Source organism: Paenarthrobacter sp. YJN-D (assembly GCF_015040335.1).
Classification (GTDB): Bacteria; Actinomycetota; Actinomycetes; order Actinomycetales; family Micrococcaceae; genus Arthrobacter; species Arthrobacter nicotinovorans.
The window spans coordinates 4151281-4172113 of record NZ_CP053549.1 but is presented as its reverse complement, the minus strand read 5'-3'; the positions used below and the strand labels follow the sequence as shown (position 1 = coordinate 4172113).

21 protein-coding genes are annotated in these 20833 nt (G+C 64.9%); 15 read left to right on the top strand and 6 right to left on the bottom strand.

Going from position 1 to position 20833, the window contains the following annotated elements:
- Nucleotide 1: 1 nt before the first annotated feature.
- From pcaG to HMI60_RS19380, 8 genes are all read left to right on the top strand, one after another.
- Entirely contained in the window at nt 2-622 is a 621-nt protein-coding gene (gene pcaG, locus HMI60_RS19415) for a protocatechuate 3,4-dioxygenase subunit alpha (protein ID WP_193590246.1), read from the top strand.
- On the top strand, nt 619-2040 hold the full coding sequence (locus HMI60_RS19410) for an adenylosuccinate lyase family protein (protein WP_193590245.1): 1422 nt from the start codon (nt 619-621) through the stop codon (nt 2038-2040). The genes pcaG and HMI60_RS19410 overlap by 4 nt, the downstream gene beginning before the upstream one ends.
- Nucleotides 2033-2842 (top strand): alpha/beta fold hydrolase, encoded by an 810-nt coding sequence (locus HMI60_RS19405; protein WP_079582313.1) that lies wholly within the window; start codon nt 2033-2035, stop codon nt 2840-2842. Before HMI60_RS19410 ends, HMI60_RS19405 begins: the two co-directional genes overlap by 8 nt.
- Nucleotides 2839-3291 carry a 4-carboxymuconolactone decarboxylase gene (gene pcaC / locus HMI60_RS19400; protein WP_039243438.1) on the top strand — a complete coding sequence of 151 codons (453 nt, stop codon included), beginning with the start codon at nt 2839-2841 and terminating at the stop codon, nt 3289-3291. The genes HMI60_RS19405 and pcaC overlap by 4 nt, the downstream gene beginning before the upstream one ends.
- Nucleotides 3292-3334: 43 nt before the next feature.
- On the top strand, nt 3335-4555 hold the full coding sequence (locus HMI60_RS19395; protein WP_018779346.1) for a thiolase family protein: 1221 nt from the start codon (nt 3335-3337) through the stop codon (nt 4553-4555).
- A 4-nt stretch (nt 4556-4559) separates the two neighbouring features.
- Nucleotides 4560-5243, top strand: coding sequence for a 3-oxoacid CoA-transferase subunit A (locus tag HMI60_RS19390; RefSeq protein WP_018779345.1), 684 nt, complete (start codon nt 4560-4562; stop codon nt 5241-5243).
- A 2-nt stretch (nt 5244-5245) separates the two neighbouring features.
- The gene (locus HMI60_RS19385) at nt 5246-5914 is read left to right on the top strand and encodes a 3-oxoacid CoA-transferase subunit B (RefSeq protein ID WP_193590244.1); all 669 of its coding nucleotides are present in this window, start codon (nt 5246-5248) and stop codon (nt 5912-5914) included.
- 301 nt (nt 5915-6215) lie between these two features.
- The gene (locus tag HMI60_RS19380; RefSeq protein ID WP_193590243.1) at nt 6216-7019 is read left to right on the top strand and encodes an IclR family transcriptional regulator C-terminal domain-containing protein; all 804 of its coding nucleotides are present in this window, start codon (nt 6216-6218) and stop codon (nt 7017-7019) included.
- 58 nt (nt 7020-7077) lie between these two features.
- Here HMI60_RS19380 and HMI60_RS19375 read toward each other — a convergent pair whose 3' ends face one another.
- On the bottom strand, nt 7078-7422 hold the full coding sequence (locus tag HMI60_RS19375; RefSeq protein ID WP_018779342.1) for an iron chaperone: 345 nt from the start codon (nt 7420-7422) through the stop codon (nt 7078-7080).
- A 40-nt stretch (nt 7423-7462) separates the two neighbouring features.
- Nucleotides 7463-7861, bottom strand: a complete 399-nt coding sequence (locus HMI60_RS19370) for a RidA family protein (RefSeq protein ID WP_193590242.1) — start codon at nt 7859-7861, stop codon at nt 7463-7465.
- Between the two features lie 135 nt (nt 7862-7996).
- On the opposite strand from HMI60_RS19370, the gene HMI60_RS19365 reads away from it, so the two are divergent.
- From HMI60_RS19365 to HMI60_RS19340, 6 genes are all read left to right on the top strand, one after another.
- The gene (locus HMI60_RS19365; protein WP_193590241.1) at nt 7997-8845 is read left to right on the top strand and encodes a fumarylacetoacetate hydrolase family protein; all 849 of its coding nucleotides are present in this window, start codon (nt 7997-7999) and stop codon (nt 8843-8845) included.
- A gap of 35 nt (nt 8846-8880) precedes the next feature.
- Nucleotides 8881-9363: a cupin domain-containing protein gene (locus HMI60_RS19360; protein WP_055973957.1), complete on the top strand. Its 483-nt coding sequence runs from the start codon at nt 8881-8883 to the stop codon at nt 9361-9363.
- 3 nt (nt 9364-9366) lie between these two features.
- Nucleotides 9367-10239, top strand: coding sequence for an acyl-CoA thioesterase II (locus HMI60_RS19355; RefSeq protein WP_193590240.1), 873 nt, complete (start codon nt 9367-9369; stop codon nt 10237-10239).
- Nucleotides 10240-10310: 71 nt separating this feature from the next.
- Nucleotides 10311-12005, top strand: coding sequence for an AMP-binding protein (locus HMI60_RS19350; RefSeq protein WP_079582992.1), 1695 nt, complete (start codon nt 10311-10313; stop codon nt 12003-12005).
- A 14-nt stretch (nt 12006-12019) separates the two neighbouring features.
- On the top strand, nt 12020-14410 hold the full coding sequence (locus tag HMI60_RS19345) for a bifunctional salicylyl-CoA 5-hydroxylase/oxidoreductase (protein ID WP_193590239.1): 2391 nt from the start codon (nt 12020-12022) through the stop codon (nt 14408-14410).
- Between the two features lie 2 nt (nt 14411-14412).
- Nucleotides 14413-15774, top strand: a complete 1362-nt coding sequence (locus HMI60_RS19340) for an aromatic acid/H+ symport family MFS transporter (RefSeq protein WP_193590238.1) — start codon at nt 14413-14415, stop codon at nt 15772-15774.
- A 75-nt stretch (nt 15775-15849) separates the two neighbouring features.
- On the opposite strand, the gene HMI60_RS19335 is transcribed toward HMI60_RS19340, so the two are convergent.
- Entirely contained in the window at nt 15850-16383 is a 534-nt protein-coding gene (locus HMI60_RS19335) for a hypothetical protein (protein ID WP_039243426.1), read from the bottom strand.
- 189 nt (nt 16384-16572) lie between these two features.
- Between HMI60_RS19335 and HMI60_RS19330 the strand changes: the two genes are divergently transcribed.
- Nucleotides 16573-17472 (top strand): PaaX family transcriptional regulator C-terminal domain-containing protein, encoded by a 900-nt coding sequence (locus tag HMI60_RS19330; protein WP_227453606.1) that lies wholly within the window; start codon nt 16573-16575, stop codon nt 17470-17472.
- Nucleotides 17473-17489: 17 nt separating this feature from the next.
- On the opposite strand, the gene HMI60_RS19325 is transcribed toward HMI60_RS19330, so the two are convergent.
- The 3 genes from HMI60_RS19325 to HMI60_RS19315 all read right to left on the bottom strand — a co-directional run bounded on the left by HMI60_RS19325 (nt 17490) and on the right by HMI60_RS19315 (nt 20787).
- Nucleotides 17490-18266: a VOC family protein gene (locus HMI60_RS19325; RefSeq protein ID WP_193590237.1), complete on the bottom strand. Its 777-nt coding sequence runs from the start codon at nt 18264-18266 to the stop codon at nt 17490-17492.
- Nucleotides 18267-18376: 110 nt separating this feature from the next.
- A complete protein-coding gene (locus HMI60_RS19320) occupies nt 18377-19963 on the bottom strand; it encodes an NAD(P)/FAD-dependent oxidoreductase (RefSeq protein WP_110506159.1) in 1587 nt (528 codons plus the stop codon).
- Nucleotides 19964-20145: 182 nt separating this feature from the next.
- Nucleotides 20146-20787: an NADPH-dependent F420 reductase gene (locus HMI60_RS19315; protein WP_064723800.1), complete on the bottom strand. Its 642-nt coding sequence runs from the start codon at nt 20785-20787 to the stop codon at nt 20146-20148.
- Nucleotides 20788-20833 lie beyond the last annotated feature (46 nt).

Below are 20833 nucleotides of genomic sequence, written 5' to 3'. Positions count from 1 at the left end.
CATGAGCAAGCTGACACCCACACCGGGCCAGACCGTGGGCCCCTTCTACGGCTACGCCCTCCCCTTCACCAAGGACAACGAGCTCCTGGCCCCGGGCAGCCCCGGCAGCATCCGCCTTCAAGGCACGGTGTACGACGGCGCGGGCAACCCCATCCCGGACGCCATCCTTGAGATCTGGCAGCCGGATTCCGAAGGCAACATCGTCCAGCGCACCGGCTCCCTGGTCCGTGACGGCTACACGTTCACCGGCTGGGGCCGGGGCTCCGTGGGCAACTCCGGCGTGTACACGTTCACCACGGTCAACCCGGGTCCCACCAAGCCCGGAACGGCAGCGTTCATCTCGGTGGCCGTTTTCGCCCGCGGCCTCATGAACCGCCTCTTCACCCGCGTGTACCTGCCGGAAAACGAGGAAGCACTGGCCAATGATCCTTTGCTGAGCTCCCTGGATCCGGAACGCCGCAAGACGCTCATCGCCCGTCGCGACCCCGACGGCGGCCTCACCTGGGACATCCGCCTGCAGGGTGGCGACGAGACCGTGTTCCTGGACTTCCAGCAAGACGGTTCGCTCGACAACAGCGTCGGCAACAGCGGGGACTCGCCGGCAAGGGAAAACCTGGCATGATCGACGGCGACTTCGGCCTCCTCAGCCCCGTCTCGGCGTCGCCCTCCGTGGCCGCGCTGACGGGCGACCGTGCCGTGATCGCGGCAATCCTCGACGTCGAAGCTGCCTGGGCGGCTGTCCTCGAGGAAGCCGGGCTTGCCCCGGCGGGATCCGCCGCTGTGGTGGCCGAAGCCGCCAACCCCGCGTCCTACGACGTCGCGGATATCGCTGAACGGGCCCAAGGCGGAGGCAACCCGGTGATTCCGTTGCTCGGCGACCTCCGCGCCCGGGTCCGCGGGCTGGACACCGCCGGCATCGGTGCGGGCAAGGCGGTCCACGCCTCGCTTACCAGCCAGGACGTCCTCGACTCCGCCCTCATGCTGCTCGCCCGCAGGACCATCGCGGCGCTCCTGGCCGAAGTCAAGGGCACGACGACGGCGCTCGCCACCTTGGCGGAACAGCATGCGGAAACGCTGTGCGTGGGCAGGAGCCTGACGCAGCATGCGCTTCCGTACTCGTTCGGGCTCAGGGCTGCGCAGTGGTTCCAGGGCGTGGCCGCTGCGGGTGCGCGCCTGGAGTCGTTGGAGTTGCCCGTACAGTTCGGCGGGGCCGGCGGAACCTTGGCCTCCGGGACCAGGCTGGCCGCGGGCTCCGGTTCAATGCCCTTCACACTGGCCGATTCGTGGGCGGCTGCGCTGGGGTTGGCCCCGGCGACGGCTCCCTGGCACACCAACCGCCTGGTGGTGACGGCCCTCGGTGACGGGCTTGCGGCACTGGTCGATTCCTTCGGGAAGATCGCAGCGGACCTGTTGTTCCTGAGCCGTCCGGAGGTTGCCGAACTTGGCGAGCCCCTGGCTGCCGGACGCGGTGTCTCTTCGGCCATGCCGCAGAAGCAGAATCCGGTGCTCTCCGTGCTGATCCGCAGCGCAGCGTTGCAGGCTCCCGGCCTCGCATCTCAGCTGCACCTGGCCGCGGCCACTTTCAATGACGAACGCCCCGACGGCGCCTGGCACAGCGAGTGGCCTGCACTGCGTCGCCTGTTGGGCCTGGCGATGGGCGCTGCTTCCCACCTCCGCGAACTCACCGAGGGTCTCCGCGTCTTCCCGGAAGCGATGCGCAGGAACCTGCAGTTGTCGGGCCCGCTGCTCCTCAGCGAAGGTGTGTCGGCCGCCGTCGCCCCTCTGCTGGGCGAGGACGGAAAGCAGAAGCTGCAGGCCGTCGTCGACCGGACCCTTGCGGCTCCGGCAACCGAACAGGGGGACACGTACCGCAAGCTCCTCCGTGAAACCGTTCCATCCAACAAGCTCTCCGACGCCGGGCTTGAGGCACTGCTGGATCCGGCAAGCTACCTGGGCGAGGCACAGGAAATCAGTCGTCGGATCCTCGCCGCCTACCCCGGCTTCACCGGATCCCCTGTGAAAGGAGCCCCTCGTGGCTAAGCCAACCATCAAGGCCGTGCTGCTGTCCCCGAAGCGTGAACTCGGAGCGAAACCGCTCCTGGTGGTCGGCCCGTCGCTGGGTACCTCCACCGTTCTATGGTCCGAAACCGCCGCGCTCCTGGGCGACGAATACGACGTCATCGGCTGGGACCTGCCCGGCCACGGCATCTCGCCGGCCGCCGCCGAAGGTTTCGACGTCGCGGACCTGGCGGACGCCGTCGTCGACCTTGTGGACTCTGTCACCGGAAACACGGCGGCGACGTTCCACTATGCGGGTGTCTCCCTGGGCGGGGCCACCGGCCTGCAGCTCGGCATCAAGCACGGCGACCGCCTCCGCAGCTTGTCCGTCCAGTGCTCCGGGCCGAAGCTCGGCACTCCGGAGGGCTGGCTGGACCGTGCGGAAACCGTGCGCTCCCTGGGTACTCCGGTGATGATCCAAGGTTCCGCTGAGCGCTGGTTCGGCCACGGATTCATGGAACGCCAACCCGAGATCAGCAGCCGCCTGCTGCACGCACTCCGCGACGCCGACAGGTTCAGCTATTCGTTCTGCTGCGAAGCCCTGGCACGCTTGGACGTCCGCGATCAGCTCGGCAGCATCGCCGTCCCCACGCAGGTGATTGCCGGTGAAGAGGACCAGGTCGCACCGCCGTCGATGGCTGAAGAGCTCGTCAACAGCATCGTCGCCGGTGGCGGCACTGCTGAGGCCGTGACGCTCGACGGCGTCGGGCACCTCGCGCCCGCAGAGGCACCGAAAGTCGTGGCATCGCTGATGCGCACCTTCATGAAGGAGAACGGACGATGAGCTCTACTGCTTCCGAAAGCAACGACGCGGCTCGCAACGGTGCCGTACAGGCGGACGCCACCGCGCAGGATATCTACGACGCCGGCATGGTGGTCCGCCGCGAAGTGCTCGGCGACGCGCACGTGGACCGGGCGAATGCCGGCAAGGATTCCTTCACCGAGGACTACCAGGACATGATCACCAGGATTGCCTGGGGTGGCATCTGGACGCGGCCTGGCCTGAGCCGGCAAATGCGTTCCGCAGTCACCCTCACGGCGCTGGTGGCGCACGGTCACTGGGAAGAGCTGGCCATGCACGTCCGGGCAGCCCTCAACAACGGCCTGAGCAGGGACGAAATCAAGGAAATTCTGCTGCAGACCGCCATTTATTGCAGTGTGCCGTCGGCCAACTCGGCCTTCAAGACGGCCCAAAAAGTATTCGCCGAAATCGACGCCACCGAACCCAACTGACCCCAGGTCCCCTGGTTGGTCAGGCAGAAACGAAGGAAACACCATGAACCAGGCTTTCGTGTACGACGCCGTGCGCACGCCCTTTGGCAAGTTCGGCTCCGGCCTTGCCGCTGTCCGTCCCGATGACCTTGCCGCGCACGTGGTCCGCGAGTCCGTGAAGCGGGCACCCGGGCTGGATGTTGAGCGGATCGACGAGGTCGTGTTCGGCAACGCCAACGGTGCAGGCGAGGAAAACCGCAACGTGGCCCGCATGGCCACCCTGTTGGCCGGCCTGCCCGTGTCCATTCCGGGCACCACCGTCAACCGTTTGTGTGGCTCGTCCCTGGACGCGGCCATCATCGCATCGCGGCAAATCAATGCCGGCGACGCCGACCTCATGCTGGTGGGCGGCGCCGAGTCCATGTCCCGTGCGCCGTGGGTGCTGCCCAAGACGTCCAAGCCCTACCCGGCCGGTGACATGACCCTGGCATCCACCACGCTTGGTTGGCGTTTGGTGAACCCGGCCATGAACAAGGACTGGACCATCTCCCTGGGCGAAGCCACCGAACGGCTGCGCGAGAAGTACGGGATCACCCGGGAACGGCAGGACGCTTTTGCGGCGGACTCGCACAACCTGGCCGACGCCGCGTGGAACGAAGGCTTCTACGATTCTTTGGTCACGGCGGTTCCGGGCACTGATCTCGTCCGGGACGAGGGCATCCGTGCCGGTTCTTCCGCTGAGAAGCTTGCGGGTTTGAAGACCGTGTTCCGCCCTGAGTCTGACGGGCCCGACGGCGGTACGGTCACCGCCGGGAACGCCTCGCCTTTGTCCGATGGTGCTTCGGCTGCGTGGATTGGTTCGGAAGCCGCTGCGGGGATTCTTGGTTTGGATCCCTTGGCCCGTATTGCCGGCCGTGGCGCGCATGGCAACGATCCCCAGTTCTTCGGGTTCGCCCCGGTGGAGGCCGCGAACAAGGCTCTGGCGAAGGCGGGCATCGGCTGGGACCAGGTGGGCGCCGTCGAACTTAACGAAGCGTTCGCCGCGCAATCGCTGGCGTGCGTTGACGCGTGGGGGATCGACCCCGGAATCGTGAACCGCCACGGCGGTGCGATCGCGATGGGCCACCCGCTCGGCGCCTCCGGTACCCGCATCCTGGGCACGCTCGCACGGTCCCTGCAGGCTTCCGGTCAGCGCTGGGGCGTCGCGGCGATCTGCATCGGCGTCGGTCAAGGCCTGGCCGTGGTGCTGGAAAACGTAACTGCCGGAGTTTCAGAAGGAGTCTAGGGCGATGTTGAATTTCATTGACACTGTTGGCGAGGCTGTCGCCGGCATCAAGGACGGGTCCACGGTGATGATCGGCGGGTTCGGCAATGCCGGGCAGCCGTTCGAGCTCATTGATGCCCTGATGGACTGCGGGGCGAAGGACCTGACCGTGGTGAACAACAACGCCGGCCAGGGCGACCAAGGCTTGGCGTTGCTGATCAAGGAAGGCCGGGTCCGCAAAATGATCTGTTCCTTCCCGCGGCAGTCCGATTCCTGGCACTTCGACGCCAAGTTCCATGCCGGTGAGATCGAGCTGGAGCTCGTGCCGCAGGGCAACCTGGCCGAGCGTATCCGAGCCGCCGGCGCCGGGATTGGCGGGTTCTTCACCCCCACCGGCTACGGCACCACCTTGGCTGAAGGCAAGGAAACCCGGTTGCTGGACGGGAAGTGGCAGGTATTTGAGACCCCGATCCACGCCGACGTCGCCCTGATCAAGGCGCTCAAGGCCGACGGCAAGGGCAACCTCGTCTACCGCAAGACCGCCCGGAACTTCGGCCCGATCATGGCCGCCGCAGCCAAGCACACCATAGTGCAGGTCTCGGAGATCGTCCCCACCGGTTCGCTGGATCCGGAGAACGTGGTGACACCCGGTATTTACGTCAACAGCGTGGTCCGCGTCGGCGGTTCCCGAGCAGAGCAGGTGGCCTGATCATGAGCACCCAAACAAGCATCCAAACCTCCGAAAAGCCGCTGGGCCGCGACGAACTCGCCCAGCTGGTGGCCCGCGATATCGCTCCCGGTTCGTTCGTGAACCTGGGCATTGGCCAGCCGACGCTCGTGTCCAACTACCTCACCGAGGAACAGAACATCACGCTCCACACGGAGAACGGGATGCTCGGCATGGGCCCGGCAGCTGTTGGCGAGGAGATTGACGGCGATTTGATCAATGCCGGCAAAATCCCCGTCACCGAACTTCCCGGAGCTTCGTACTTCCACCACGCCGACTCCTTCGCGATCATGCGCGGCGGGCACCTGGACATCTGCGTCCTCGGGGCCTTCCAAGTCTCCGCCACCGGCGACCTCGCGAACTGGCACACCGGGGCCCCGGACGCTATTCCCGCCGTGGGTGGCGCGATGGACCTCGCCACCGGCGCCAAGGATGTCTTCGTGATGATGACCCTGCTGACCCGCGAGGGCGTGTCCAAGCTCGTGGAGAAGTGCACGTACCCGCTGACCGGCGTCGGCTGCGTGACCCGCGTCTACACGGACAAGGCAGTGTTCCTCACAGGACCCGACGGCGTCACCGTCCGCGAGACCTTCGGCCACACCTTCGACGAGATCCAGGAACTCGTGCCCCTTCCGCTGAAAAAGGCAGAGTAGGCCCCGCAAATCTGGGCTCCCCGTTGTGAGGCCCGCTCTACGTGCTATCCGCGTGGCATGGCGCGCAGAGTAGGCCCCGCAAGTTTGGGCTCCGCGTTGTGAGGCCCGCTTTGCATCCCCACCGCCTCCCTAACCTCGCAAGCTCGGTCAGGGAACCCGGGCGGCGTGGGCCCTGCCTTGGCATAGCCCGCAGAGTAGGCCCCGCAAGTTTGGGCTCCCCGTTGTGAGGCCCGCTTTGCATGTTATTTTTCCCGCTTAGGGCGCAAAGCGGACCCCGCAACGCCACCTAGGATTGGTAACCATGACCGACTCCGCAGTTACCCCGCAGGCCAGCGACCAGTACGTCCAGTCGCTGGCCCGCGGCCTCGCCGTGATCCGGGCGTTCGACGCAAACAACCCCGTCATGACGTTGAGCGAAGTCGCAGCCCGCACGGACCTGACCCGCGCCACGGCTCGCCGGTTCCTGCATACCCTGGTTGAGCTCGGCTACGTCCGCACTGACGGAAAGACCTTTGCGCTCACGGCCAAAGTGCTGCAGCTCGGCTACTCGTACCTCTCCGCCCTGTCCCTGCCGCAACTCGCCCAGCCCCACTTGGAGCAGCTCAGCCTGAAACTTGGGGAATCCACGTCGGCCGCAGTCCTCGACGGGCCGGACATTTTCTACGTGGCGCGGGTCGCCACCAAGCGCATCATGAACGTCGGAATCACGGTCGGCACGCGCTTCCCCGCCTACGCGACATCCATGGGCCGGGTGTTGCTTGCCGGACTTCCGCAGGCCAAGCTCGAGGCATACCTGGCGACGGCGGAACTCACCCCGCTCACGCCGCGAACCGTCGCCAGCGTGCCCGACTTGAGGGCCGCCGTCGAGCGTGTCAGTCAGCAGGGCTGGTGCCTGCTTGACCAGGAGCTGGAACTCGGGCTGATGTCCATTGCTGCCCCGGTCTGGAACCACAACAACGGAGACAACGTGGCCGCGATCAACGTGTCCCTGCAGGCCCAGGCCGTTGCGGCGCAGCCGGATCCGGACCAATACCTGGAGGAAGTGCGGCAGCAGGTGGTGGCGACCGCCGACGCCATTTCCCAGGACGTCTCGGCCAAGCACTGAGTTTTTGTACAGCTAATGCCCTCAAGCTGGCCTCATAAGGGCATTAGCTGTACAAAAACTACTTCCGGATCGCCGCGAGCCGCGTTTCCAGAATCCGCCGCACCATGGAGTCGGGCACGGGGTTGTCCGCGGAGAACCTCAATGTTCCCGGCGACCACGAGTACCCGCCAAGCTCCTCTGACATTTCGGGGAGGATCTGGCCGCTGAACGGGTACAGCGCCAAGTGCTTCTTCGTTTCGAGCACGCTCACGAAGCCCTTGCCATCCACCAGCAACGCGGGCATCCCATAACTGGTGCCTTCCTCGGCGTCAGGGGCAAGCTCCCGCGCGATCCCGACGATCCGTTCCAACGGACCCCGGTTGCCCGCGCTGACAGTGTCCAGGTATTCGGTGACAGTTCCCATAGGGACATGCTTCACCACGGGAACCCGCCAGGCCAGAGGCTTAGCGCTCCGGGATGACCGCGATGCCCTGGATCTCGATCAACGCTTCCTTCTGCCACAGGCGCGTGACGCCGATGCCGGCCATGGCCGGGTACTGCGAGCCCGCCATTTCACGCCACAGCCGTCCGATTACCCGGCCGTTGGCCATGTAGTCGTCAACGTCGGTGAGGTAGATGGTCACGTTGACCAGGTCCTCAGGTTCGCCGCCGGCCTCGCGCAGGGTGGTGAGCACGTTGGTGAACGCCTGTTTGAACTGCTCCACAATCCCGCCGGGAACGATGTTCATGTTCTTATCCAATGCTGTCTGCCCGCCCAGGAAGACCGTGTTGCCGGCCAGGATTCCGTGCGCGTAGCCGGATGGTTTGGCCAGTGACTCCGGGTTGATTGTTGTGTGGCTCATGGTGTTCCTCCTCGGTTGTGGCAACTGCAAAAACTTTTGAAAAGCCCCTGTGCAGATCATTTCCGCCGTGCTACGTTGAGCATATGTGACGATCGTAAAAAAGTCGACACATCCAGAATCTCGAAGGGACAAGCAATGAAACTCGCCACTTTGCGCACGGCCAACGGAGGAACGACGGCGGCCATCGCCACCGGCGACGACGCCTGGCTCGCGCTTCCGGCCAGCGACGTCGGCGCACTCCTGGGCCGGTCGGACTGGCGGGCTCTCGTGGAGGAAACGCAGGCATCCGGAGCTCCGGTCATCACCGGCGCAGACCCTGCCCCGTTGCTTCCCCGAGCCGGCAAAGTCATCTGCTGCGGCCTGAACTACGGCGACCACATCCAGGAAATGGGCAGGGAGCTTCCCGAATACCCCACCTTGTTCGCCAAGTACGCGGACACCCTGGTAGGCGCCAACGACGCCGTGGAAGTCCACGGCAGTGACCGCGTCGACTGGGAAGCCGAACTCGCCGTCGTCGTGGGTTCCGAGCTGTACCGGGCGGACGAGGACCAGGCCCGCGAAGCCATCGCCGGGTACACCGTTGCCAACGACGTCTCCATGCGCGACTGGCAGAACCGGACCCTGCAGTGGTTCCAAGGCAAGGCCTGGGACCGCACTACCCCGGTGGGGCCGGTCATGCTGACCGCGGACGAGGCCGGGGAGAGTTTTGACGTCCGCGGCTACGTCAACGGCGAGCTCGTGCAGCAGGGAAACACCAGCACCCTGGTGTTCGGACCGGCACAACTGCTGTCCTACATCTCCCGGTTCACTGTCCTGCGCCCCGGCGACCTCGTACTCACCGGAACGCCCGGGGGAGTGGGCATGGGCATGACTCCGCCCCGCTTCCTGAAGGACGGGGATGTCCTCACCACCGAAATCGACGGGATCGGCCGGCTGGAAAACCTGTTCCGGATCCATGCCGACGTCGCAGTCCCCGCGTCATAACAAACGTCCCGAAACCCACACAAAGGAGAAACCCCATGAGCCAGACAACCACTGAATACGTCCTCGACGGCGACAACTCCATCTACGCCCAGCCTGACGGCAAGGTTGTCCCGGTTGTTACCCGCGCCGGTGCGGAAGACACCAACACCGCACAGTCCGGCGATTGCATTCGCGTCTCCGGCGTCAGCATCCAGCACACCCCGGCGACCAAGATCTGGTTCGGCCAGGTATCCAACACCCCGGGGTACCGTTCACTGCCGCACCACCACGGTGAGGCCGAAACCGGCGGCTATGTGCTCCGGGGTCACGGCCGGATCTACTTTGGCGAGAACTACTCGGAGTTCCTGGACATGAAGGCCGGCGACTGGGTCTTCGTGCCCCCGTTCATGCCCCACGTCGAGGCCAACATGTCCGTCACGGAAGACCTCGTGTGGCTGACCGCCCGCACCCCGGAAAACCTCGTGGTCAACCTTGAGGACGTTCCGGACGAGACCCTCGCCGACTACCGCAGGGCGTAGGCCATGATCACTGGAACCCTGACCTCGGAGACCTTCCTCCGCGCCGTCCAGCTGACCCCGGCAACGCCGGAGGTTTTCGACGAAGCGTATGAAGCAACCACGCAGTACGTGCCGTGGCCAAAAGCCTATGGTGGAGACATGGTGGCCCAAGCCGCAGCAGCCATGATGCGCTCGGTGGACGCTGACAGGACATTGCACTCGATGCACAGCTACTTCATGCGTCCGGTGGATATAGGTTCCAGTGTCCGCTACGAAGTCGAGCGCCTTCGGGACGGCCGCGGATACTCCACGCGGACAGTCCGCGGCTTCCAGAACGGCAAGCCGGTGTACGCCGCGATGGGTTCCTTCCAGGTTCCCGAGGACGGGCCGGACTTCCAGCCTGAGGCGCCTGCCGCCGTCGAGCCTGAATCCCTGCGGTCAGCGGCGGAAGCGCTTGAAGCGGCCGACGGCGCGGCGGCGGAGTACTGGTCGACGGGACGCAGCTTCGATATGCGCCATATTCCCGGCCCGGTATATATCGAATTGGAGGGCGGCATGGTCCCCCAGCAGGCCATCTGGGTCAAAGCCTTCGATGCCTTGCCGGACGACGCCGACCTCCACCGCACAGCCCTTGCCTACGTCTGCGACTACACGATCCTGGAGCCGCTCCTCCGGGTCAATGGATTGAACTGGTCCAGCCCCGGCCTCGCGACGGCGAGTTTGGACCACTCCATGTGGTTCCACCGCGACGGCCGTGCCGACGAATGGGTGCTGTATGCCCAGGAAGCCGTATCCGGCCAGAGCAACAGGGGCCTGGCCATGGGCCGGTTCTTCGACCGGCAAGGCAGGCTCCTGGCAACAGTCGCCCAGGAAGGCATGATCCGCGCGGGTTCCTGACCGGCCCGCAACCCGCACGCCCCAAAACGCCCATCCCCAGCTTCAACGACGCACCACTGAAAGGAACGGCCATGAGCATGTTGCCATCGGCCCACGTGGACACGTTCACCCGCGACCACCTGCCGCCCGCCGATACCTGGCCGGCGCTCGAATTCACCCTCCCCGAACTCCAATACCCGGACCGGCTCAACGCTGCCGCCGTGCTGATCGACGACGCTGTCGAGCAATACGGTGCCGACCGTCCCGCCCTTCGCACTCCAGACGGCGTTGTCTGGAGCTACGGCGAGCTGCAAACCCGTTCCAACCAGGTAGCCCAGGTCCTCACCGAAGACCTCGGCGTGGTTCCCGGCAACCGCGTGCTGCTGCGCGGTCCCAACAACCCGTGGATCGTCGCGGCCTGGCTCGGCGTCCTGAAGGCCGGCGCCGTGGTGGTCACCACCATGCCCATGCTGCGCTCCACCGAGGTCGCCACCCTGATCGGACTTACCAAGCCGGTGGTTGCGATTTCCGACCACCGCTTCGTGGACGAGCTCGCGATCGCGGCAGGGGACGATGTCACTGTCCTGGCGTACGGATCGACCACCGGTAACGCGGACGACGACGGCGACCTCACCTCCCGTTGCGGGCGCAAGAGCGGGGAGTTCGCCGCTGTGGACACGGCCGCGGACGACGTTGCCCTGCTGGGACCGACCTCGGGTACAACCGGTGTGCCCAAGGTGACCATGCATTTCCACCGCGACATCCTGGCCAACGCCGACACGTTTGCCCGGTACATCCTGCAACCCACGGCTGACGATGTCTTTGCGGGCTCACCTCCGCTTGCGTTCACGTTCGGACTCGGGGGCCTGGTGGTCTTCCCGCTCCGCTTCGGCGCGGCATCCCTCCTCACCGAGAAAGCCGGACCCGTGGAACTGGCAGAGCACGCAGCCGCAGCCGGTGCCACCATCCTGTTCACCGCCCCCACGGCGTACCGGGCCATCCTGAAGGAGAAGCGCGGAGATCTCCTGCGCAGCCTGCGGATTGCCGTCTCTGCCGGAGAGCACCTTTCCAAGGAGACCTGGGAAGCCGTCCGTGAAGCCACAGGCCTGCGCCTGGTCAATGGAATCGGGGCCACGGAGATGCTGCACGTCTTCATCTCCGCTGCCGGGGACGATATCCGTCCTGGAACCACGGGGCGTGCTGTGCCGGGGTTCAGGGCCACCATCCTGGACAACGACGGCAACGAACTCGGCGCGGGCAACATCGGCCGCCTCGCAGTCATCGGGCCCACCGGGTGCCGCTACCTGGATGATCCCCGGCAGGCGAACTACGTGGTGCGAGGCTGGAACGTCACCGGGGATACCTTTGCCATGGATGCCGACGGGTACTTCACCTACCAGGCTCGCTCGGACAACATGATCGTCTCCTCCGGGTACAACATCGGCGGGCCGGAGGTTGAATCGGCCATAGACCAGCACCCGGATGTCGTGGAAAACGCAGTCATCGGCATCCCGGACGAGGAACGCGGCAGCATCGTCTGCGCTTTCGTTGTCCTGCGCGACGGAGTCACCGGCGACGCCGCCAAGCGCAAGGAAATCCAGGACTTCGTGAAGCAGACCATCGCGCCCTACAAGTACCCCCGGGACGTCCGCTTCGTCACCGGACTCCCGCGCAATCCCAGCGGCAAACTCCAGCACTTCAAACTCCGCGAAGGAGTCCTTGCACAGGACGCCGGGAGCGCGAGCCAAACCCCGCAACTTACCCCTGCCGGCCAGAGCCAGGCCTGAAAAGGAGCATCACCATGAAGATCGCAATCGTTGGAGGCGGCCCGGGTGGCCTGTACTTCGCAGCACTGATGAAGCAGCTGGACCCGTCCCACGACATCACCCTCTGGGAACGCAACGCTGCCAGCGACACCTTTGGATTCGGCGTCGTGTTTTCCGATGAGACCCTCGGCGGCATCGGCAACGCCGACCCCGTGGTGGCCGAATACATGAGCCGTCGGTTCGCCCGCTGGTCCGACATCGACATCCACTTCCGGGGCGAAATGAAAACGGTGGGTGGGCAGGGGTTTGCGGCTATGAGCCGCAAGGAACTCCTTGAGTTGCTCCAGCGCCGCTGCATCGAACTGAACGTGGATGTCCGGTTCAGCACCCTGGCGCCGCCGGTGGAGGAACTCGAGGCCAATTACGATCTTGTCCTGGCCGCCGACGGAATCAACTCCCAGATCCGCGCCCGGTATGCGGAGTCCTTCAAACCGAACCTGGATCCGCGGACCAACAAGTTCATGTGGCTGGGCACCAACCAGGTCTTTGAAGCCTTCAAGTTCTTCGTGAAGGAAACCGAGTGGGGCGTCATGCAGATCCACGGCTACCCCTACTCGGATGAGGGCTCCACGTTCATTGTGGAAATGCACCAGGACGTGTGGCACGCCGCGGGCTTCGACGAGACCGCCAACGAGGTTTTCCCGCCGGGTGTCTCGGACGAAAAGGCCATCGCCAAAATCCGCGACATCTTCGCCGACGAACTGGACGGCTACGAGGTCCTGAGCAATAACTCCAAGTGGATCAACTTCACCACGGTCCGCAACGAGAGCTGGCGCCACAACAACGTGGTCCTGCTGGGCGACGCTGCCCACACGGCCCACTTCTCCATCGGCTCCGGCACCAAGCTGGCCATGGAGGACTCCCTGGCCCTTGCCGCCTGCCTGCACGAGCACCCCATGGTGGAGCAAGCCCTGGAGGCCTACGAGGCCGAACGCCGGCCCGTGGTGGCGTCGACCCAGCGTGCAGCCCAGGCTTCCCTTGAATGGTTCGAGCGCATCGGCCAGTACAAGGACCAGGATCCCACCCAATTCGCGTTCAACCTGCTCACCCGCAGCCGCCGCATCACTCAGGAGAACCTGCGCTTGCGGGATCCCGGATTCGCCGAGGCCGTGGAGCGTAACTTCGCTGAATCCCAGGGCCTTGGCGACGTTGCCCCGGCCATGTTCCAGCCGTTCCGCCTCGGAGGGCTGGAGCTCAAGAACCGCATCATCGTCTCCCCGATGGACATGTACTCCGCTATTGACGGGGTCCCGGGCGACTTCCACAAGGTCCACCTGGGGTCCAAGGCCCTGGGCGGTGCGGGGCTGGTCATGACCGAGATGGTGTGCGTTTCCGAAACGGGCCGCATCACCCCCGGCTGTACCGGCCTGTACACCGATGGCCAGCGTGACAGCTGGAAGGAGATTGTGGACTTCGTTCACAGCCGCTCCACCGCCAAGATCGGCGCGCAGCTGGGCCACTCCGGCCGCAAGGGCTCCACCAAGCTCATGTGGGAAGGCATCGACCAGCCGCTTGAGTCGGGAAACTGGACCGCCGTCGGGCCTTCCGCCTTGCCGTACAGCGCCGAAAACCAGACCCCGGTGGAATTGGACCGTGCCGGCATGGATGCCATCAAGGCGGAGTTCGTTGCCTCCACCGTCCGTGCCGAGGAGGCAGGTTTCGACCTTCTGGAGATCCACGCGGCCCACGGCTACCTGCTCTCCTCCTTCCTTTCGCCGGTCTCCAACAAGCGGACCGACGAATACGGCGGCAGCTTGGAGAACCGGCTGCGGTTCCCGTTGGAAGTGTTCGACGCCGTTCGCGCGGCCTGGCCTGCCGGCAAGCCTTTGACGGTACGCATCTCAGCGACCGACTGGATCGAGGGTGGCAACACGTCTGACGATTCCGTGGAGATCGCCCGGGCTTTTGTCGCCCACGGCGCTGCCGGCCTGGACGTCTCCACCGGCCAGGTGGCCAAGGAAGAGAAGCCCGCCTTCGGCCGCAGCTACCAGACGCCGTTCGCTGACCGTATCCGCCAGGAAGTGGCCGCTCCGGCAGATGTGGCGGTGATCGCCGTCGGCGCTATCTCAAGCTACGACGACGTCAACTCGATCCTCCTTGCCGGCCGTGCGGACCTCATCGCCCTGGGCCGCACGCACCTGTACGATCCGCAGTGGACCCTGCATGCCGCCGCTGAGCAGGAGTACCAGGGGCCCGGCGCCGGGTGGATCCCGCAATTCCGGGCGGGACGCCGCAAGCCACCGAGCTCGCGTACTGACGCCGTCCGTCCCCGCCTTTCGTTGCTGAAGGAAGCGGACATCGACGAGGCCACCACGCACCTCCGGTGGACCCCGGCGTCGGCTGCTGCATCGGTTTTGGTGAAGTAGCCGTGGCTACCGCACCAGTCAACGACTGGAACGTGCCTAAGAAGACCACCGGCTTGGTGTTGTTCTGCTGCTGGCTCGCGATCCTCGCCGAAGGCTATGACGTCGGCGTCCTCGGCGCTGTCCTTCCCGCGCTTGCGGAGTACAAGGAATGGAACCTGTCGCCGCTTGCCCTGGGCGGCCTGGGGTCATATGCCTTGATCGGCATGCTTATTGGTGCCCTGTTCATCGGCACGCTCAGCGACCTCGTAGGCCGCAAGAAGATGCTCCTGGCATCCATGGTGATCTTCACGATCACCCAAGCCGGCGCGGCCTGGGCACCTACCCCCGAACTGTTCGGGCTGTTCAGGCTTATCGGCGGTCTCGGCATGGGTGGTGTCATCCCGGTGGCGGCTGCACTGACCATCGAGTACTCAGCCCCGAACAAGCGGTCATTCAACTATGGCCTCATGTACTCCGGCTATTCCCTGGGCATTGTCGCAGCTGCCCTGGCTGCATTGTTTGTCCTGCCCCTGGGTGGCTGGCGTGCCGTGATTGCCATTGGAGCGGCACCGATTGTCCTGCTCCCGGTCATCTGGAAATTCCTGCCCGAATCGCTGGAATACCTGGAGACAAAGGGCCGCCGTTCCGAGGCGAAGGCCTTGGCCGCTACTCTTCAGATAGCCGACTACCGGCCTGTTGTCCCGGCGGCCCCGGTTGCCAACGGCGGGCCCGCGGACCCTTGGTGGAAGACCATCACCACCATGTTCTCCAGGAAGTACCTGCGCTCCACGGTGTTCTTCTGGATCTCGCTGTTCTGCGGCCTGGTGCTGGTGTACGGGCTGAATACCTGGTTGCCGAGCATCATGAAGAAGGCCGGCTACGACCTCGGCTCGTCCCTGACGTTCCTGTTGGTCTTCAGCCTCGCCTCTGCCATCGGTGGCCTGCTCCTTGGCCGCGCGGCTGACAAGTACGGCAAGAAGCTCATCCTGGTGGTGTTCTACATCCTGGGCGGCCTGGGCATCATGCTGCTGGTCTTCCCCAACACCATGGTGGTGAACTTGCTGTTCGTGGCGTTCGCCGGCGTCGGTTCGATCTCGACGTCGCTGGTCCTCACCGGCTACATTGCCGACTACTACCCTGCCAAGGTCCGTGGAACAGCCACGGGCTGGGCTTTGAGCTTCGCCCGGCTGGGTGCCATTTCCGGGCCCCTGATCGGCGGCTGGATTGCAGGCTCCAAGTTGCCCTTCGAGGCGAATTTCGCGATCTTTGCCGGCATCGCGGTCTTGGCGGCCGGGGCGGTGGCGATGATTCCCAAGCCGCAGCCTGAGCTGCAGGTCGCGGCCGTCGACGTCGATCCCGACGACGTCACCGTCAGCACCGTCTAGGAAGCAGCCCCGCGAGGTGGCAGTTAATGACAATTGGGAACCCCGGGACTGTCATTAACTGCCATCCCGACGTGGTTAGCGCAGGCCCTTCAGGATGTTCTTGGGGCGCTGCATCTCTCCGTGCTTGGCACCGAGAATGATGACCCAGGCAGCGAAGGCGGGAATGGCCCACTGAAGGGCCTTGAGCTGGGTCTGTGCCGACTTCAGCTCATCGGAGGCACCTGCGCGCGGTTCCGTGGCTCCTTCGGCGCCTTCGCCGGAGAGCTCGTCAACCTTCTTGCCCACGATGCCTGCGTAAAGTGTCACCGCAGCTCCGGCCAGGGTCACCACGGTCTTGTAGACGGTGTTGGCGGCCACGTTGTCCTGCTTGGCGATGCGCCCCTTGTTCTCCCAGGCGATGGCGAGGTCGGAGGCGAGGTGGCCCGCGAAGGCCGCGGTCTGGATCGGAGCCCATTTGCCCCAGCCCTTGCTGGACAAGCGGGTGCGCTCAGTGGGGTCCTTGGCTTCTGCGGCGGCTCCGTTGAGCCCGATGGCCCCCATCAATGAGCCGCCGAACCATGCCGCAGCGGTGAGGTCGTGGATGGAACGGGCTACAAGATTTCCTGCCATGATGTGCTTCCTATCGTTGATGCGGAAAGTACCTGATGCGGCTGCTTGATCCTGTTGCGGAGTTCAAGTGTTCCTCCATAGTAAGCATCCTTACTATGGGCTTGCCAGTTCGTGGCCTTTCGTTGAGCAGGCGGCGGCGCTCCCACACCTATGATGAAGTGGACTGGCGCCTGAACATTTGGCGCGGAAATGAGGATGTTTTCGATGTTCGCCGTCCCGGCACCCCCGGTGCGCCACCAGCAACTCCTCGTCACGATCTTTGGCCTCTACGGCCGGAACGCGGGCGACGCCTTGCCGGTCTCAGCACTGATTTCCATGCTGGGTTCCCTGGGATATGACGCTCCGGGAGTGCGTTCTTCCGTGTCCAGGCTCAAGGCCAAGGGCGTGCTCAAGAGCGTGCGTGAAGGTGGCATCGCCAAGTACAAGATTTCCGAGTCCGTCAGCGATGTGTTCCGTGAGGGCGACCGGAGGATCTTCGCCCCTGAGCAGGCCGCCCCCGTGGACAAATGGGTACTGGCCGTGTTTTCAGTGCCGGAGTCCATGCGCAACCGCCGGCACCAGCTGCGCTCCGCACTGCTGGGGCTCGGCTTTGGATCCGTAGCCAACGGCGTGTGGATCGCACCGGCGGGCAAGCTTGAGCAGGCCAGGGAGCGGCTGACAAGCAGTGGCTTGATCGAATTCGTGGACCTTTTCCGCAGCGACTACGTGTTTGACGGCCCCATGCGTCCGAAGATCGCCGAATGGTGGGACCTGAACGAACTCGACCAGCAATTCACCGAGTTCCTGGAACTCTATGAGGGGGCCGAAGAGCAGTGGACGCGGCGGGTTGGAGATGATCCCGAGGCCGCGTTGGCCGGTTCCACCGAGGGGTTGCGGCGCGAAGCCTTCCGCTACTACATCCCCATGCTCACTCTGTGGCGTAAGTTTCCGTACAAGGACCCGAACCTGCCCGCTGACTACCTGCCGCCGGAGTGGCATGGGCCCGCTGTCCGCAGGACCTTCCAAGCCGTTCACCGCTTGGCGGCTCCACTTGCCGCGGCGCACGCACACGAGGTGATCTCGGAGGCTTTGGATCCCGCCGCCGCCTGATCGTGCACCCGGACCGCTTAGTTGTTCGTCCGGGGCGCGTCGATGATGCCGAAAGTCTCACCTTGCGGGGCCCGCACGATGGCCGTGCGTCCCAAAGGGCTTTCCGCGGCCGGTCGGATGAGTGTGGCGCCGAGCTCCACCGCCTTCAGCGCGGTGGCTTGGACGTGGTCGCTGGCGAACCACGTCATCCAACGGTCGGGCAAAGAGGCATCGGCATCGTGGAACACTCCGCCGACTTCCCTGCCGTCCAGGGGCCTGCAGATGGTGGAGTACACGTAGCCGTCGTCGTGGATTTCCTGGAAACTGACGTCGAAGACGTCCGTGTAGAAGGACCGCGCCGCCTCCTTGTCGCGGGTGTGGAGTTCGTTCCAGCACAGCGCACCGTGTTCATTGACGCGTTCAGCCCCGATGTGATTCCCGGCCTGCCAGATCCCAAACACCGAACCGAGACTGTCTGAAGCCAGGGCCATCCGACCGGAGTCCATCACATCGAAAGGCGGCGCGATCAGTTGACCGCCGCTGCCCACGATTCTGCCGGCCGTCTGGTCAACGTCATCTGACGCCAGGTACGTAGTCCACGAGGACGGCGCGTCCTTGTCCTGTTGAGGGCCGATTCCAGCCACCGCGCGGCCCCGGAGTTCCGCCAGGACGTAACCCCCGGACTCCGGGCCGCCGGAAGCGAAGGTCCACCCAAACAGATCCGCGTAGAAGGCCTTGGCCGCGTCCAGGTCATCCACTCCCAAATCCACCCACATGGGCGTCGCGGCGGGCCAAGCGGAGATTTTGGTGGACATGGGGCTCCTTGGTGTAGGGCTGCGCTGAGTGGTGCAGCTGCCTCCCCGGAAGCCCTATGCGCCGAGCATCCGAAGAGGCAGCCACCCATAAAGTGCAGTCACGGCCCGGTTCATGACACCGTTTCGTCCTGCAAATCCTCCAGGACCGCCATGGCGGCGTTGTGCCCGCCCAATCCACTGACTCCGCCCCCGCGGCGGGCACCTGCCCCGCAAAGGAAGATGTTCGGGTACCCCGTTGCGACGCCCCACCGTTCAGCCGGGGAAGCCCGGGGCTCGTCGTCCTCCAGGAAGGGCCACTGCAGCTTGCCGTGGAAGATATTGCCCCCCGACATGTTCAGGGCATGTTCAAGGTCAAGGGTGGTCTTGGCCTCGACGCACGGGTTCCCGTCGGCGTCCGTGAGCAGGAGGTCCTCGATGGGTTCGGCCAGGACCGAGTTGAGCGATTCGAGGACGGCGGCCTGGAGCTTGGCACGCATCACGTGGTTGTTTTCTTCCGTCACCAGCCGGTCGGGGGTGTGCAGCCCGAACACCGTCAATGTGTGCGCTCCGGCGGCTGCAAGCTCCCCGGAAAGGATGCTTGGATCAGTCAAGGAGTGGCAGTAGATCTCACAGGGGAGTGGGCTGGGTATCTGCCCGTCGGTGGCCGCACGGTGCGCGTCGGCAAGCTGTTGGTATCGCTCGTTGATGTGGAAGGTCCCGCCGAAGGCGGCTTCGGGAGTGACCGTGGCATCCCGGAGCTTCGGAAGGCGCTTCAGGAGCAGGTTCACCTTGATCTGCGCCCCTTCGGGCCGGGCGACCTCCTGCGGTGACGGCACTCCCAGAAGGTCCTGCAGGACCCATGGCGAAACGTTGGCGAGGATACGCCTGCCCTGGAACACGTGTTCGCCGCCGTCGCGCCGGAACCGGACTTCGCCGTCGTCGGAAATGGCTGTTACCTCCGCCGATGGCAGCAGCACCGCCCCGGCCTCCCGGGCCGCCCGCTCGAGTTCGCGGGAAACGGACCCCATGCCGCCCAGGGGAATGTCCCACAACCCGGTCCCGTTGCCGATTACGTGGTAGAGGAAGCATCGGTTGGCATCCAGGGAGGGGTCGTCGAGCGAAGTGAAGGTGCCGATCAGGGCGTCGGTGGAAACCATGCCCCGGACCAGATCGTGGGTGAGGCGCTCTGTGATGACCTGGTCCAGCGGATTCTCGATGAAGGAGTTCCACAGGTTGTCGTCAGCCACGAGGGCCCGGGCTTCCGAGCGGCTGGGCAGTGGTTCGCAAACGGTGGGAAACAAGGCCTGCGCGAGCTTGCCGGTGTCGGCGTAGAAGCCTTCCAGCGCGTCAAAGTCAGCTCCCGCACCCACATTTTCGAAGGATTCCCGGCTGGCGTGGGAGTCGCCGCCGTCGATAAGGAGGCCTTTTTCGGGGTTTTCCGGGTCCGGTGTGTAGGAGGAGTATCTGCGGCGGGCCAGCGCTATGTCCAAGTTCAGCTCCTGGATAATCCGCTGGGGAAGCAGGCTGACCAGATAGGAGTAGCGCGAGAGGCGGGCATCGACGCCCTTGAAGGCGGCCGCTGAAACAGCCGCGCCGCCGAAGTGGTCGTCCCGCTCCAGGACGGCTACGCTCTTGCCCGCCCGAGCCAGGTACGCGGCCGCTGTGAGTCCGTTGTGGCCGCCGCCAACAATGACTGTGTCGTAAGGGGTCTTTTCCATAGGGCGAGACTAGACGGCGGGGGCCGTTGCTTACGGATACTGCTTCGAATGGTAAGAGGAACTTGGCCTTAGCTTGGATGCTGCCGTGATGAGCACCACCTCCGCGCGGTGATGCCCGACTGTTCCACGACGTGCGACGGCGGACAGGCGCAAGCCGCCCGTCCGCCGTCGTGCGCTGTGGTTCAGTTGGTGCGGTTCGCCTTGGCGAGGTTCTCCCGAAGTTCATCCGCGTTCTGCCGGATGACATAGGCGGGACGGTCGCGCTCGACCCGCCAGCTGTCTGCAAGGGGCCCGATGTTGACGGTGTCGAAACCGAATTCGTCGTAAAGCCTGGTGACGAGCTCCGCTGCTTCCGGGAAGTCGCTGGCGGTTGCCAGGGCACGACGGTTCGGCGTCCCCGCGGGAGTGCCGTCCGTCGTGATGTCCTTGGCGAAGATGTGATTGAAGCCCTTCGCCACCTTCGAGGTGGGGAGGTGCTTCTGGAGCAGGCCGGACGTGGTTGCTTCACCGTTGTCCAGCTCCGGAATGCGTCCGTCGCGCTCCCAGTAGTAGTTGTTCGTGTCGATAACCACCTTGCCTTCGAGTGGCTGGGCGGGAACGTCGCGGTAGTTCTTCAGAGGAACGGTCACGACGGCGAAATCGCCTGCCGCTGCTGCTTCGGCCGCCGTCGCGGCCCGGGCGCGCGGCCCCAGTTCCGCGACGAGGTCGCCGAGGGTCTCGGGGCCGCGTGAGTTGCTGATCACGACGTCGTAGCCGAGTTCGACCGCCTTGCGTGCGACCTGGCTGCCAATGTGTCCTGCACCGATAATTCCGATTGTTGTCATATCCACGCCAACAAGAAGTTGCAGGCGCCTATTTCCAGCGTTACGG